Annotated in this window: 13 protein-coding genes; 9 read left to right on the top strand and 4 right to left on the bottom strand. The window is 66.6% G+C overall.

From position 1 onward, the window contains the following. Positions 1–8: 8 nt before the first annotated feature. Positions 9–662: a glutathione S-transferase family protein gene (locus DQG17_RS16195; RefSeq protein WP_116133888.1), complete on the bottom strand. Its 654-nt coding sequence runs from the start codon at positions 660–662 to the stop codon at positions 9–11. Between the two features lie 107 nt (positions 663–769). On the opposite strand from DQG17_RS16195, the gene DQG17_RS16190 reads away from it, so the two are divergent. Together DQG17_RS16190 and DQG17_RS16185 are read left to right on the top strand one after the other, a co-directional pair. Then, the gene (locus DQG17_RS16190; RefSeq protein WP_116133887.1) at positions 770–1981 is read left to right on the top strand and encodes a polyhydroxyalkanoate depolymerase; all 1212 of its coding nucleotides are present in this window, start codon (positions 770–772) and stop codon (positions 1979–1981) included. A gap of 89 nt (positions 1982–2070) precedes the next feature. Further along, positions 2071–2355, top strand: a complete 285-nt coding sequence (locus DQG17_RS16185; RefSeq protein WP_116133886.1) for a hypothetical protein — start codon at positions 2071–2073, stop codon at positions 2353–2355. 127 nt (positions 2356–2482) lie between these two features. Here the strand turns inward: DQG17_RS16185 and ileS are convergent, their stop codons facing one another. The 3 genes from ileS to DQG17_RS16170 form a co-directional block, all read right to left on the bottom strand. Beyond that, positions 2483–5419 carry an isoleucine--tRNA ligase gene (ileS, locus tag DQG17_RS16180; protein WP_116133885.1) on the bottom strand — a complete coding sequence of 979 codons (2937 nt, stop codon included), beginning with the start codon at positions 5417–5419 and terminating at the stop codon, positions 2483–2485. 286 nt (positions 5420–5705) lie between these two features. Beyond that, positions 5706–6734, bottom strand: a complete 1029-nt coding sequence (locus DQG17_RS16175) for a TIGR01620 family protein (protein WP_116133943.1) — start codon at positions 6732–6734, stop codon at positions 5706–5708. Between the two features lie 112 nt (positions 6735–6846). Continuing rightward, positions 6847–8259, bottom strand: coding sequence for a YcjX family protein (locus tag DQG17_RS16170; RefSeq protein ID WP_198666157.1), 1413 nt, complete (start codon positions 8257–8259; stop codon positions 6847–6849). A gap of 109 nt (positions 8260–8368) precedes the next feature. Between DQG17_RS16170 and truA the strand changes: the two genes are divergently transcribed. The 7 genes from truA (at position 8369) to DQG17_RS16135 (ending at position 15187) form a co-directional block, all read left to right on the top strand. Further along, a complete protein-coding gene (gene truA / locus DQG17_RS16165) occupies positions 8369–9136 on the top strand; it encodes a tRNA pseudouridine(38-40) synthase TruA (protein ID WP_116133884.1) in 768 nt (255 codons plus the stop codon). A gap of 254 nt (positions 9137–9390) precedes the next feature. After that, entirely contained in the window at positions 9391–9600 is a 210-nt protein-coding gene (locus tag DQG17_RS16160) for a hypothetical protein (protein ID WP_116133883.1), read from the top strand. Next, complete coding sequence (locus DQG17_RS16155) at positions 9600–10496, top strand: 5-bromo-4-chloroindolyl phosphate hydrolysis family protein (RefSeq protein WP_116133882.1); 897 nt, start codon at positions 9600–9602, stop codon at positions 10494–10496. Before DQG17_RS16160 ends, DQG17_RS16155 begins: the two co-directional genes overlap by 1 nt. Positions 10497–10521: 25 nt before the next feature. Next, complete coding sequence (locus DQG17_RS16150) at positions 10522–11721, top strand: toxic anion resistance protein (RefSeq protein ID WP_116133881.1); 1200 nt, start codon at positions 10522–10524, stop codon at positions 11719–11721. After that, positions 11718–12704 carry a DUF2927 domain-containing protein gene (locus DQG17_RS16145; protein WP_369908056.1) on the top strand — a complete coding sequence of 329 codons (987 nt, stop codon included), beginning with the start codon at positions 11718–11720 and terminating at the stop codon, positions 12702–12704. Before DQG17_RS16150 ends, DQG17_RS16145 begins: the two co-directional genes overlap by 4 nt. A 101-nt stretch (positions 12705–12805) precedes the next feature. Further along, complete coding sequence (locus DQG17_RS16140) at positions 12806–13954, top strand: SPFH domain-containing protein (RefSeq protein ID WP_116133880.1); 1149 nt, start codon at positions 12806–12808, stop codon at positions 13952–13954. A gap of 18 nt (positions 13955–13972) precedes the next feature. Further along, positions 13973–15187, top strand: coding sequence for a TFIIB-type zinc finger domain-containing protein (locus tag DQG17_RS16135; RefSeq protein WP_116133879.1), 1215 nt, complete (start codon positions 13973–13975; stop codon positions 15185–15187). Positions 15188–15292 lie beyond the last annotated feature (105 nt).

Here is a 15292-nt window from a genome sequence, read left to right as displayed (position 1 = left end):
GCGGCGGCTCAGAACTCGACTTCGAGCTCGACCATCTCGTCGGGTTCCTCGTTCGCCGCCGCGATCCATTCGGCCATCGGCGCCCAGTCATAGATCCGGGTGCAATAGGCGTCGATCTCGGGGTCAAGCTCGACCGCATAGGTGCGGAACCGGGTGCAGACCGGCGCATACATGGCGTCGGCGACGGTCGGCTCGCCGAACAGGAACGGTCCGCCATAGGTCTCGAGGCATTCGGACCAGATTTCCTTGATCCGCAGCACGTCGGGGCGGGCGCCCGAGAAGAACTTGAAGGTCTTGTGCCGGGCCTTGATGTTCATCGGCAGCGCCGAGCGCAGATTGTAGAAGCCCGAGTGGATCTCGCCCGAGATCGCCCGGCAGTGGGCCCGGGTCTTGATGTCATCAGGCAGGAGACCGGCCTCCGGCGCCACCTCGTTCAGGTATTCTGCAATGGCGAGGGTGTCCCAGACATCGACCCCGTTGTGGTTCAGCCGCGGCACGCGCACGGATGGCGATAGCAGCAAAAGTTCCTGGCGCGTCTCGGGATCGTCGATATTCACAGGTTTTTCGATGAAATCGATACCTGCCATCTTGCAAAGGAGCCATCCTCGCAGCGACCATGAGGAATAGTTCTTGGAGGAAATCGTGAGAGTCGCCTTGGCCATTATCACCTCCATGGGACAACATCGCCGCGTTGCGCATAATACATGTCGCACTGCAGCATGAAGTGCTTTAAATACTATACGGCCAGGATTGGCTGAGGGAAGCGGCGATGTTGTACCAACTCTACCAGGCGCAGGACGACCTGATTGCACCGATCAGGACATTTGCAGGAATGACCCGGTTGAAGGATTTTCCGGGCACAAGTGCAATGAATGGCGCCCTGCCCTACGTCGACGCCAGCTTCGAAATGCTCTCACGGCTGCGAATCTCTCATGTGAGACCGCCTTTCAACATCAAAACGGTGCCGGTTGCCAACCGCGAGGTGGCGGTGACCGAAGAGGTCACGCTGGAACTTCCCTATGGTCGGCTGATCCGTTTTGCCAAGGACATCGACACGCCGCAGCCCGCCGTTCTGGTCGTGGCACCGCTGTCGGGACATTTCGCCACACTGCTGCGCGGCACCGTCGAGGTGCTGCTGCGCGACCACGATGTCTATATCACCGACTGGATCAATACCCGCGACGTGCCGCTGTCGGCGGGTGTTTTCGGGGTCGAGGATTATGTCGAATACATCATCCGCTTTCTCGAGGCGATCGGGCCGGGCGGCAACGTGCTGGCGGTCTGCCAACCCTGCGTGCAGACCCTCGCCGCCGTCGCCGTGATGTCGGCCGAAAGCAATCCCGCCACGCCCCGCACCATGACGCTGATGGCCGGGCCCATCGACGTCCGCGAAAGCCCGACCGAGGTCAACCACCTCGCGCAGGAAAAGCCGATGAGCTGGTTCGAGAACAACGTGATCGCGAAGGTCCCGGCGCGCTATACCGGTGCCGGGCGCCGGGTCTATCCGGGCTTTGTCCAGCTCAGCGCCTTCATGGCGATGAACATGGAGCGTCACCAGGCCCAGCACCGCAAGCTCTACAAGCACCTCGCCCGCGGCGAGGAGGTAGAGGCGCAGCGGATCAAGGATTTCTATGACGAATACTTCGCCGTTCTGGACCTGAGCGCCGAGTTCTACCTCGAAACCATCGACCGGGTGTTCCAGAAGGCCGACCTCGCGAAGGGCGAATTCACCTATCGCGGCAAGCTGGTCGATCCCGGCGCCATTCGCAACACCGCGCTGCTGACCGTCGAGGGCGGGCGCGACGACATCTGCGGGCTCGGTCAGACGACCTCTGCCCACGATCTCTGCCGGTCCTTGCGGCCGCACCTGAAACGTCACCATCTGCAGGCCAATGTCGGTCATTATGGCGTCTTTTCCGGCCGCAAGTGGGAGCGCGAGATCTATCCGGTCGTGCGCAACATGATCCTCGCCATGGAGTGACCGCGGCGCGGCACCACGCCGCGCTGTCGCCGTCACCCAAGCGTCACGTCCCGGTGGCAGATTGCCCATCGAGTCGAGGACATACGATCATGACCCTTGTTTCAGGCGTTCTCAGGGCCGGGTTCGGCCTGACGGCCTGCCTTGCCCTACAGGCCACCGCCGTTGCAGCGCCCCTGCCCAAGGGCGACGGCTATGCCGAACTGCGCACCGAATGCACCCGCTGCCATACCCTGCACAACATCCAGCAGAGCGACGGCTTCACCGCCGAAGGCTGGCAGGCGTTCATCGAACAGATGACCGATATCGAGACCCGGCCGGAGCATCGCAACAAGATCGTCGCCTATCTGGCCGAGCACTTTCCGCCCGATCCGTGACGGTACGGCCGGGACCGGCATGGTCTCGCGACGACCCGATGGCTTAAAACGGCCAAATGGCAAACGGGGAAGGCACCGTTTCCGGCACCTCCCCCGCTGTCAGGCATGGTCATCGCGGCCGATGGCTTCAGCCAAGCGCCTCGTCGCAGCGCGCGCAGACCCCGGCATGGCTGTGCGTGCCGACATCGGGCAGGATCTTCCAGCAGCGCTGGCACTTCTCTCCCTCGGCAAGGTCAAAGACCACGCCGACGCCCGGCACATCGGGCAGGGTGAACGCCCCCTCGGGGATCGCGTCGGTCGAGATCGTGATCGCCGAGGTGATGCAAAGATCGGCGAAAGCCTCGGCATTCATCAGCGCCGCCACGTCCTCGGTCACATGCACCACGGGCGCCGCTTCCAGCGAGGACCCGATCACCTTGTCGCGCCGCGCCAGTTCCAGCGCGCCGGTCACCACGCGCCGCACCTCGCGCACGCGAAGCCCCCTTGCCCAAAGCTCCGGGTCGCACCACTCGGCCGGCGTCTCGGGAAAGTCCTGCAGGTGCACCGAACTGTCCTCGCCCGGATACCGCTCCAGCCAGACCTCCTCCATGGTAAAGACCAGGACCGGCGCAAGCCAGGTGGTCAGCCGGTGGAACAGCGCATCGAGCACCGTCAAGGCGGCCAGCCGGCGCGGGCTGTCGGCCGCGTCGCAGTAAAGCGCATCCTTGCGCACGTCGAGATAATAGGACGACAGCGTCAGCGTGGCAAAGTTGAACACGGTCTGGAACACGCCCTGAAAATCATAGCGCGCGTAGCCCTCGCGCACCATCGTGTCGAGCTCGGTCAGCCCGTGCAGCACGATACGTTCCAGCTGCGGCATGTCGGCATAGGCCACCCGCTTCGTCTCGTCGAAATCGGGCAGCGACCCGAGGATGAAGCGCAGGGTATTCCTCAGCCGCCGATAACTGTCGGCGGTGCCCTTCAGGATCTCGGGGCCGATCCGCTGGTCGACGGTAAAATCCGTCTGCGCCACCCAAAGCCGCAGGATGTCGGCGCCGTATTGCTTGACCACCTGCTCGGGCAGGATGGTGTTGCCGAGCGACTTGGACATCTTGTTGCCCTTCTCGTCCAGCGTGAAGCCATGGGTCAGCACGCCCCGATAGGGCGCCCGCCCGATCGTGCCGCAGGCCTGCAGCATCGAGGAATGGAACCAGCCGCGGTGCTGGTCGGTACCTTCCAGATAGAGATCGGCAATGCCGTCGGTCGAACCATCGGCGCGGTCGCGCAGCACGAAGGCGTGGGTCGAGCCCGAATCGAACCAGACATCGAGCACGTCAAAGACCTGCTCGTACTGTTCCGGGTCGTGATCGGCGCCAAGGAACCGCGCCTTGGCGCCGTCCTTGTACCAGGCATCCGCGCCTTCCGTCTCGAAGGCCGCCACGATACGCGCATTCACCGCCGCGTCGCGCAGCAGGAAGTCGGCATCGTCGGGCTTCGCGCCCTTCCTGACGAAACAGGTAAGCGGCACGCCCCAGGCGCGCTGGCGCGACAGCACCCAGTCGGGCCGCGCCTCGATCATCGACCGGATCCGGTTGCGCCCGGTCTCGGGGGTGAAGGCCACGAGCTCGTCGATCGAGCGCAGCGCACGGGCGCGGATCGTCTTGCCATAGGTGTCCTGCCCGTCGCCCACCGCCCGGTCGATCGCCGCAAACCACTGCGGCGTGTTGCGAAAGATCAACGGCGCCTTCGACCGCCAGGAATGCGGATAGGAATGCTTGACGCGGCCCCGCGCGATCAGCGCGCCGATACCCGCAAGCGCGTCGATCACACGGCTGTTGGCGTCCTTTTCCTTGCCCTTCTCGTCAAAGATCACCGCCCCGCCGAACAGCGGCAAGTCCTCGCGGAACGACCCGTCGGGCAACACGTTGTGGGTCATCTTCAGCCCGTGACGAACGCCCAGGATAAAGTCGTCGGCGCCATGGCTCGGCGCGGTATGGACAAATCCGGTCCCGGCCTCGTCGGTCACATGGGTGCCGGGCAGCATCGGAACCTCATAGTCCCATTCGCCACTGCCGCCCTCGATGCCGCGGAACGGATGGGCACAGACCATCAGGTCAAGCTGTTCGGACGTGACATCCTGCACCCGCTCCCAGGCCTCGACCTTGGCCGCCGTCATCACCGCCTCGGCCAGATTGTCGGCCAGAAGGTATTCGTCGCCGACCTTCGCCCAGTTGCCCTCTGGCGCCGCGGTCACGCGGTATAGGCCATAGGCCAGATCGGGATTGAACGCGACGGCCCGGTTCGACGGGATGGTCCAGGGCGTGGTGGTCCAGATCACCACGTTGACACCGCGCAACTGCGAGCGCGCACCGCTCTTGTCGAGGGCGCGGATCACCGGGAACTTCACCCAGATCGTGTGACTCTGGTGGTCGTGGTACTCGACCTCCGCCTCGGCCAGCGCGGTCTTCTCGACCACCGACCACATCACCGGCTTCGAGCCCTGATACAGCGTGCCGTTCATCAGGAACTTCATGAATTCCTCGGCGATCACTGCCTCGGCATGGAAATCCATGGTCAGATAGGGGTTGTCCCAGTTGCCGGTCACACCGAGCCGCTTGAATTCCTCGCGCTGGATGTCGACCCAGCCCTCGGCAAAGGCGCGGCATTCCCGGCGCAGCTCCAGCACCGGCACCTCATCCTTGTTCTTGCCCTTCTGGCGGTATTGCTCCTCGATCTTCCACTCGATCGGCAGACCGTGGCAATCCCAGCCCGGGACATAGCGCGCATCCCGCCCCATCATCTGCTCGGAACGCACCACCATGTCCTTCAGGACCTTGTTCAGCGCGTGACCGATATGCAGATGCCCGTTGGCATAGGGCGGGCCATCATGCAGCGTGAAGGGCACCCGGGCCGAGGCCTCGGCCTTCTCGCGCAGCCGGTCGTAGATCCCGATCTTCGCCCAGCGTTCCAGCCAGCCAGGCTCGCGCTTGGGCAGGCCGGCGCGCATCGGAAACTCGGTGCGCGGCAGGTTCAGGGTGTCCTTGTAGTCGGTGTCTGTGGTCTGATCGGTGGTGTCGGCGCACATGTCGCGGCGTCCTTCGCAAATGTCCATCTGGCTTGAGAGGTTCGGCGCGGGTGTCCCATGCGCCTTGTCCCGGCGGCTCGTCCTGTCAGAGCGCCGGGCAGCTAATTCGAATGATGATCGACCATATCAGCATCTTGCAGACGCCTATATCCCCACGCCCCTCCGGGGTCCAGAGCATCGCCCGGCTCTTCTTCTGTTCCGAAATATCCTCGGGGGGTGCGGGAGCCCCGCTCCCGCTTCGGGGGGCAGACAGCCCCCCGTCCCGTCCCGGCCACAGGCGCTCCGGTCACTTCTCGGACCCGAACAGCCCCGCCAGCGCCCGCTTGACCAGCGATGTCACCTTCGGCCTTCTCAGCCGCCGGAACGGCAGCGGCCGGCAGACGTCGATGGCCGCAATCCCGACCCGCGCGGTCAACGACCCGTTCACCACCCCCTCGCCGAAGCGGCGCGAGACAAAGCTCATGACGCCCCCCCCGGCCACCGAATGGACAAGATCGTCGCCGACGGCGACCGCCCCCGTCGCGACCAGATGGGTCAGCACCGACCGGGTCAGCCGCAGGCTGCCCAGCGTGCCCGAGCGCCCGCCATAGATCTCGCCGATCCGCCGGATCATCCGCAGGTTCGACACCAGCGCCGTGATCAGGTCGGCGAGCGCCAGCGGCACCATCGCGGTCACCGTGGCAACCTGGCGCGCCGCCGCCTCGACCTCGCGCCGGGCAGCGGCATCGAGCGGCCCCATCAGCTCGACTTCGGCGATCCCCAGGATCGCCTCGGCGTCGAACTGCTCGGCCTCCTGCTCCCTGACCCTTGCCCGGCCCCATTCCAGCTCCTTGCGGCCCGAATAGAGCGCCTCGAGCTTGCCCAGCACCTCGCGCGCGGCCTTCGGGTCCTGCGCCGCCAGTGCGGCCTGTGCGCCTCGGTGGATCCCGTCGAGCCGCGACAGCCGGAAAAAGCCCGCCGCTTCGCGCAGCGCCAGCCCGAGCAGCGCCAGCACCACCGCCGAGATCAGCGTCAGCGCGATGTAGCCCAGCAGCGGCGTGCGCGTGAACAGCCCGGTCACAAAGTTCCACGCCGCGATCCCGGCCACGAAGGTGACAAGCGACAGCGCCGAGCCCCAGAAGAACCGCACCAGCGGCGAGCTCCGCCGCGCCGCAAGTGCGGCCAGAGTCTGCATCGCCTGGCCTTGCGGCAGATCGACCACGGGGTCCGGCACCGGCGGCGCCTCGGCCGGCGCAACCCGGGGTGCCGCCGCGTCCTCAGGGTCCGCGTCGAATTCGATGATCACCGGCCGCTTGCGTCCACCGTCACTGCCCATGGCATCGCTGTCCTTGTCTTCGCTGTTCCGGATTCCACCGGCCCCGCCGTCGCGGTCCACGCCTTCGTCGCTCACGACAGCCCCTCCATCCGCCCGGCGCCCCGGCGGCGCATCACAGCCTGTCCCCGATCAGGAACTCGGCCGCCTGGTCGAGCCTGATATGCGGCGGGCCCATCCCCGGCCGCAGGCTGCCGGCCGAGGGCGCGAAGTTCATCACCGAATAATCGCCGTCGAGCCAGCGTTCGGCGCCATTGCGCGCCGGCACCAGCAGGTGCGAGGGGTCCTCGGGCAGTGTGCCGGGAAACAGCGCCGCGTCCTTCCCGGTGTTCAGAAGCCGCCCGCGCACCATCTCGAGCGTCTCGCCACCGTGCTCGCGGGTCTCCTCGACCGTTGCCCGCAGCGCGGCGATGGCCATGGCACGGGTCTTTGCGCCGGCAAAATCGGCGCGGTCGCGGGCGGCGCGCAGCATCGCCTCCATGATCGCGGTCATCCGCGCGTGCTGGCTGTGATGGATATGGTCGGCCTTGGTGGCGGCAAACAGGATCTTCTCGACCTTCTGGATGCCCACCAGCCGCGACAGCCAGGCATTGCCGCCGGGGCGGAAGGCGCCAAGGATACCGTTCATCGCCTGCCCCAGATCCTCCATCGCGCGCGGGCCGGAATGGATCGCCCCGAGCAGATCGACCAGCACGACCTGCCGGTCGATCCGGGCGAAATGTTCGCGGAAGAACGGCTTGATCACCCGGGACTTGTAGGCCTCGAACCGCCGCTGCATCTCGCGCGACAGCGACCCGCGTTGCCCCGCCCCCGCGGGCATCGGCGCGAATGTCAGCGCAGGCGAGCCCTTGAGATCCCCCGGCATCAGAAACCGCCCCGGCGTGCAGTCGGAATAGCCTGCCTGCCTGGCTGCCTGCAGATAGCCGGTATAGCTCTCGGCCATTGCCCGTGCCAGATCCTCGCTGAACTTCGCGTCGACTGGAATGCCGCGCAGATGCGCCAGAAATGGCTCGGCCTCGACCCGGGTCCCGGCGCGGCCCAGCACTTCGGCCGACCAGGCGGCGAAATCCTGCTCCATCAGACCGAGGTCCAGAAGCCATTCGCCCGGATAGTCGATGATGTCGAGGTGCAGCACCCGCGGCCCCGAGATCGCCCCCAGCATCCCCTGCGGCGCGATCTTGAGCGACAGCCGCAACTCCGAGATCGCGCTCGTTGGCTCGGGCCAGTGCGGATCGGGCCCGGTGAGGGCGGCAAGGTGATCCTCGAAGGCAAAGCGCGGCACCGTGTCGTCGGGCTGGGGCTGCAGCCAGGCGGCCAGGATCCGCCCGTCCGCCGCGGCCCGCAGCCCCGGCATCCGGCCGCGGTCCATCATGTTCGCCACCAGCGAGGTGATGAACACCGTCTTGCCGGCGCGCGCGAGCCCCGTGACGCCCAGACGCAGCGTCGGCTCCATGAAGGCACCCGAAACAAGCGCGCCCGCTGCATCGACGCCGCGCGCCAGACCATCCGCGATCCGACCGATCACCACTGTCCAAACCCTCCGTTGCCCGCCCTACATATGGCCCTGCCGCGCCGATGCCTAGGGCCGCAGGCGCGGGCCGCTGGACAGGGCCGGCGCCAAGGGCTAAGCGGCCGACATGCCGCGCTATGCCCTGAAAATCGAATATGACGGCGCCCCCTTTGCCGGCTGGCAGCGCCAGAAGGCGCACCCGAGCGTCCAGCAGGTGCTGGAGGCGGCGCTGCGAAGGCTCGATCCTGCCTGCCCGCCGACTGCTGCCGCGGGCCGCACCGATGCCGGCGTGCATGCGTTCGGACAGGTGGCCCATGCCGACATGGTGCGCGACTGGGACCCGTTCCGCCTGTCCGAGGCGCTGAACTTTCACCTCAGGCCCGATCCCGTCTCCGTGGTCGCCGTGGCCCCGGTCGCAGACGACTGGCACGCCCGGTTTTCGGCCATCGAACGGCGCTATCTGTTCCGGCTGCTCAACCGCCGTGCACCGGCGGTCCTGCTGCGCGGCAAGGTCTGGCAGGTGTCGTTTCCGCTGGCGCTCGCCCCGATGCAGATGGCCGCCCGCCAGTTGCTCGGCCGCCACGATTTCACCACCTTCCGCGCCAGCGAATGCCAGGCCGACAGCCCGGTGCGAACGCTCGACCGGCTCGACATCACGCGGGTCGACACCACGATGGGGCCCGAGTTCCATTTCGATGTCCGCGCCCGCTCGTTCCTGCACAATCAGGTCCGCAGCTTCGTCGGCACCCTCGAACGGGTCGGTGCCGGCGCCTGGACGCCCGACGATGTGGGCGCGGCGCTCGCCGCGCGCGACCGCGCCGCCTGTGGCCCGGTCTGCCCGCCCCATGGGCTCTACCTCGCCCATGTCTGCTATCCCGAGGATCCCTTCGCCTGAGCCGACACCTTTCGGCCGGGCCGGGGCGAAACCGCGCGCGCAGCGCGCCCCGCCCAACGGCAGGCGCGCATCTTCGATGCGCGGGCGACGGGCGGGAGCCTTCCCTCCCCGCAATGGCCCGACCGGCAGGCACCGTCCCATTGACCGGCCAGACACCGCCGGAACGCCGCTTCCTGTGCGTGCCGCCTTGACGCTGGCCGGCTTCATTCGCATGTCGTATAAACGCGCCGGTATGGTGCGAAAGGGACTATTGCATGCGAATCCTCCTCTCTCTCGCGCTTTCGGTGATCGTACTGGTCGGGCTTGTGATGGCCATTGCCATGGCTGGCGCAGCACTCGCGGGCTCGGCCGGCAAGGCATTCGAACAGGGCCCGGTGCAAAGCGGGCTGGTGCCGCGTATCGCCTTCATCCTGCTCTGGCTTCTGGTCTTTGGCACCTCTGCCGGCTTGATCGGAGCGAACTGATGGCACAGCGTTTTGGCGGCAAGTATTCGCCCGATCCCTCGGCCACCGACACGACCAAGGGGCCCAATGACCGCGCCGCGCCGCCGGTCGCGCCCCGTGCCAGCGGGGCCGCACGGGTCAACCTGCTCTACCTCGCGCCGCTGCCGCTGCTGTTCACCGCGTTTCGGCAGGATGCGGTCGGCATGGCGCTTGACCTTGTTGCGGCGGCGGTGCTGGTCTTTGCGACCTTCACCCTCTCGGAAGGGTTGAAGGCCGAGGCTGCCTATCGCGCCCGCAAGGTCGCCCGCCGTCCGGCGCTGCCGCGCAAGATCATCGCCGCGGTGCTCTCTGGCTTCGGCGTTGTGCTTGCGACCTATCACCCGGCCGAATCCGGACTTGTGCAGCCGCTGGTCTATGGCGCCATCGCCTCGGCGCTCTTTCTGGGGGCCTTCGGCATCGACCCGCTTGCCGACAAGAACGTCGAGGGCGTCGACAGCTTCCAGCAGGACCGCGTCGCCCGTGTCGTCGACGAGGCCGAAGAACAGCTGGCCCGCATGGACGCCGCCATCCACCGATCCGGCGACCGCACGCTGGAACGCCGGGTCGAAGCCTTCCAGACCACGGCCCGCCAGATGTGCCGCACGGTCGAGGAGGATCCCCGCGATCTGGCCGCCGCGCGCAAGTATCTGGTCGTCTATCTGCAGGGCGCGGCCGAGGCGACGGTCAAGTTTGCCGATCTCTTCAGCCGTCAGCGCGACCCGGTGGCGCGCGCCAGCTATACCGCGCTGCTTGACGATCTCGAGGCCAATTTCGCGGCCAAGACGAAGACGCTGATGGACGGCGGCCGCACCGCCCTCGACATCGAGATCGACGTGCTGCGCGACCGCCTGCGGCGCGAAGGCGTGCGCATGGAATGAAACGGATTTTTCGGGAGTACATGGAATGTCACAAGAAATTCAGCAAAGGGCGGCCGAGGCATTGACGGCAGTCGAGGACGTGACCACCGCAATCCTGCCCGAGCCGGCACCGGCAAGCGATGTCGTGCCGCTCGAACAGGCAGATCCCGAACTTGGCATCGAGATCCGCCGCCGGATGGACGAGGTCGACCTGGCCGATTCGAATTCCATCGTCTCCTTCGGCGCGCGGGCGCAGGGCGAGTTGCAGGAAATCAGCCAGGCCATGCTGGCCGATGTGAAGAACAAGGATGTCGGACCGGCCGGCGACAGCCTGCGCAACATCGTCTCGACGATCCGCGGCTTTTCGGTCAACGAACTCGACGTGCGCCGCGAACGCAGCTGGTGGGAAAAGCTGACCGGCAAGGCGGCGCCTTTCTCGAATTTTGTCTCGAAATACGAGGATGTTCAGGGACAGATCGACCGGATCACCGATGACCTGCTCGGCCACGAGCACAAGCTTCTGAAGGACATCAAGTCGCTCGACCTGCTCTATGACAAGACCTTGAAGTTCTACAACGAACTGGCGCTCTATATCGCCGCGGGCGAGGCAAAGCTGGGCGAGATCGACACGACTGCGATCCCCGCCAAGGAGGCCGAGGTTCAGGCCGCCGCGGAACAGAACCAGGTGATGAAGGCCCAGGAGCTGCGCGATCTGCGCGCCGCCCGCGACGATCTGGAACGCCGGGTCCACGACCTGAAGCTGACCCGTCAGGTGACGATGCAGTCGCTGCCCTCGATCCGGCTGGTGCAGGAGAACGACAAGTCGCTGGTCACCAAGATCAACTCGACCCTCGTCAACACCGTGCCGCTGTGGGAAACCCAGCTGGCGCAGGCGGTGACGATCCAGCGCTCGGCCGAAGCCGCAGGCGCGGTGAAGGCCGCCAACGACCTGACCAACGAGTTGCTGACGGCGAACGCGAAGAACCTGCGCCAGGCCAACCAGACGGTTCGCCAGCAGATGGAGCGCGGCGTCTTCGACATCGAGGCGGTGAAGGCTGCCAATGCTGACCTGATCGCCACGATCAACGAAAGCCTCGCCATCGCCGACGAGGGCAAGGCGCGGCGCGCGGTCGCCGAACAGGAACTGGTGAAGATGGAGCACGAGTTGCGCGACACGCTGTCCGCGGCACGGTCGAGCCAGACCGGGCGTGGCAATACCGGCTCTGGCTCGGTGCCGGCCAACTGAAATTGCGGGTTCGAGGGACGCAAAGTCGGGTCTGGCAGGTTGCGGCGCTGCTCGCGGTCCTTGGCGGCTGCGGCGCACCGCGTCCCACGGCGCCCGTCCCCCCCGAGACCGTGGCCACGCCCCCCACAGATGCCGGTCCGGCGCCCAAGGCGCCGGCTGGCCCCACCGTGCAATCAGCCGACAGCGACCAGCTTGCGCGCCACTATGCGAGGGTTCAGACGGATCTGGAGGCGCAGGGGCTTTTGCGCACCGATGGCGGCGGCAGCGACACGCCCTTCGCCACCCATAATCTGGTCGAGAACTTCATAAAGGTCGCGCTTTACGACGAATACCGGCCCATTGGCGGCAAGCTGGTCGCGCAGGCGACAGAAAGCCAGCTGCGGCGCTGGCAGATGCCGGTGCGCCTCGGGCTGACCTTCGGCGACACGGTCCCGCCCGACCAGCGCGCCCGCGACACCCAGACCATCACCGCCTATGCCGCGCGGCTGGCCAAGGTCAGCGGCCACCCGATCAGCGTCACCAGCCCGCAGAACGCGAATTTCAACGTGCTGGTGCTGAACGAAGACGAACGCCGCGGCTATGGCCCCGAGCTGCGCAGGCTGGTGCCCGGCATCGACGACGTTGCCTTGCGTGCGATCGAGACCATGCCGCGCGAGACCTTCTGCCTCGCCATCGCCTTCTCGAACGGCCACGAGCCGACCTATTCCCGCGCGGTCGCGGTGATCCGCGGCGAACACCCCGACCTGCTGCGGCTGTCCTGCGTGCACGAAGAGATCGCCCAGGGGCTGGGGCTTGCCAACGACAGCCCGATGGCGCGGCCGTCGATCTTCAACGACGACGAGGAATTCGCTTTGCTGACACGTCAGGACGAGCTGATGCTGAAGATCCTCTATGATCCGCGGCTGACCCCCGGCATGACCCCAGACGAGGCCCGCCCCGTCGTCACCCAGATCGCCACGGAGCTGATGGGCGGGGATGGCTGAACCCCGGTGCGCCGCGGTCCGGGAATTGGCGGCATCGGCGGTTGGAAGGCCGCAGGGCACGGCGTATAGTTTCGGCAAAGACAGTCACGCGAGGTCCCGGCATGGGCATTTTCGACTTCCTTTCCGGCCAGTTCATCGATGTCATCCATTGGACCGACGACACGCGGGACACTCTGGTCTGGCGCTTTGAACGCGAAGGCCACGAGATCAAGTACGGCGCCAAGCTGACCGTGCGCGAGGGTCAGGCGGCCGTCTTCATTCACGAAGGCCAGCTTGCGGACGTGTTCACCCCCGGGCTCTACATGCTCGAGACGAACAACATGCCGATCATGACGACGCTGCAGCACTGGGATCACGGCTTCCGCTCGCCCTTCAAGGCCGAGATCTATTTCGTCAACACCACCCGGTTTACCGACCTCAAGTGGGGCACCAAGAACCCGGTGATGCTGCGCGATCCCGAATTCGGGCCGACCCGGATCCGCGCCTTCGGCACCTATTCGGTCCGCGTGACCGACCCCGCCCGGTTCATGACCGAGATCGTCGGCACCGACGGCGAGTTCACCACCGACGAGATCTCGTTCCAGATCCGCAACGTCATCGTGCAGGAAAGCTCGCGCGTCATGGCGGCCTCGGGCATCCCGGTGCTCGACATGGCCGCCAACACCGCCGACATGGGCAAGCTGATCGCCGCCAAGGTGTCCGAGGTGCTGGCCGATTACGGCATGCAGATGCCGGAATTCTACATCGAGAACATCTCGTTGCCGCCGGCGGTGGAACAGGCGCTCGACAAGCGGACCTCGATGGGGCTTGCAGGCGATCTGGGCCGGTTCACGCAGTATTCGGCGGCCGAGGCGATGACCTCGGCGGCGCGGAACCCGGCGGGCGGCGGCATGGCCGCGGGCCTCGGCGCCGGCATGGGCATGGCGATGGGCAGCCAGATGGCGAACCCCGGTTACGTGCAGGGACCTTGGGGCGCCAGTCCACAGCCGCAGGCTGCCAGCCCTGCCGCGGCGCAACCCGCGCCGCCACCGCCGCCGCCGGTCGAACACGTCTGGCACATTGCCAAGGACGGGAAAACCTCGGGGCCGTTCTCGAAGGCCGACATGGGGCGAATGGCAGCCGATGGCAGCCTCGGCCGTGAAACCCATGTCTGGACCCCCGGCCAGGACGGCTGGAAGACCGCCGACGAGGTTCAGGAACTCGCCCAGTTGTTCACCATCCTGCCGCCGCCCCCGCCGCCGGGCGCCTGATCCGGGAAGCCACCAGCCATGAGCGACATTCCTTCCGTTCCCCGCAGCCGGGGGCGACGGGCAGACGCCGGTCCGCCCCCGCCGCCGAAAGCCACCGCCGCACCTGCCGGAGACGAGGCGCACCGGTTCCCCTGCCCGACCTGCGGTTCGGACCTGCGGTTTTCAGCCGCCGAAGGTACGCTGGTCTGCGACCACTGCGGCCGTGTCGAACGGGTCTCGGCCATCGGCCGGCAGGAATGGGTCGAGGCCCTGCGGGAGCTCGACTATGACCGCGCGATCAAGAACGACCTGCCCGCGGGCGACATGGTCACGGTCCGCACGCTGCATTGCGAAAGCTGCGGCGCCCAGATCGAGCTGAACGACGGCGAACATGCCACCGAATGCCCGTTCTGCGCCTCGCCCGTCGTCACCGACACCGGCGCCAGCCGACAGTTCAAGCCCTCGGCGCTGCTGCCCTTCGCCATCGACGAGGCCACCGCCCACAAGGCGATGACCGACTGGCTGGGCCGGCTCTGGTTCGCGCCGAACGGGTTGAGGCAATACGCGCGCAAGGGGCGGCGGATGAAGGGGATCTATGTTCCCTATTGGACCTATGACGCCCGCACCCGCACCGCCTATGCCGGCCGGCGTGGCGACAATTATGTCGAAACCCACATGCGCGTTATGAACGGCCGGCCGCAGCCGGTGCAGGTTGTCCGCACCCGCTGGCGGTCGGTGCGCGGCAAGGTCGCGCGCAACTTCGACGATGTGCTGGTGCTGGCCTCCGACACCTTGCCGCGCGAATATACCGACGACCTTGCGCCCTGGGATCTGCGGGAGTTGATCCCCTATCGGCCGGAATACCTGGCGGGCTTCGTCTCCGAGGGCTATTCGGTGCCGCTAGAATCGGGCTTCTCGATTGCGCGGGCCAAGATGGACGCGGTGATCGCGGGCGACATCCGGCGCGACATCGGCGGCGACCTGCAACAGATCACCAACGCCCGGACCGATCTGTCGGATGTCACGTTCAAGCACATCCTGCTGCCGATATGGCTTGCGGCCTACAAGTACCGCGGCCGAAGCTATCGTTTCGTCGTCAATGCCCGTACGGGCCGGATCAAGGGCGAACGGCCCTATTCGGCGGTCAAGATCACGCTTGCGATCCTTGCCGCGCTGATCGTCGCCGGGATCGCGTTCTACCTGTATCAGGCCCAGAACGGGGGCGGCTTCACGCCCTATCCCGGCACCTACTGAGCCGAACCCGCGGGTCCTGCCGCCGCGCCCTCGATCTTTGGGCGGATCGATCGGGGGACGAGATCGCCGGCTCTGTAGACCTTGCGCGCGACCGGGGCTAGCAAT

Source organism: Tropicimonas sp. IMCC34043 (assembly GCF_003390845.1).
In the GTDB taxonomy this organism is placed as follows: domain Bacteria; phylum Pseudomonadota; class Alphaproteobacteria; order Rhodobacterales; family Rhodobacteraceae; genus Tropicimonas.
Note: the sequence above shows the minus strand (reverse complement) of the source record. Positions and strands in the feature narration are given on the sequence as shown.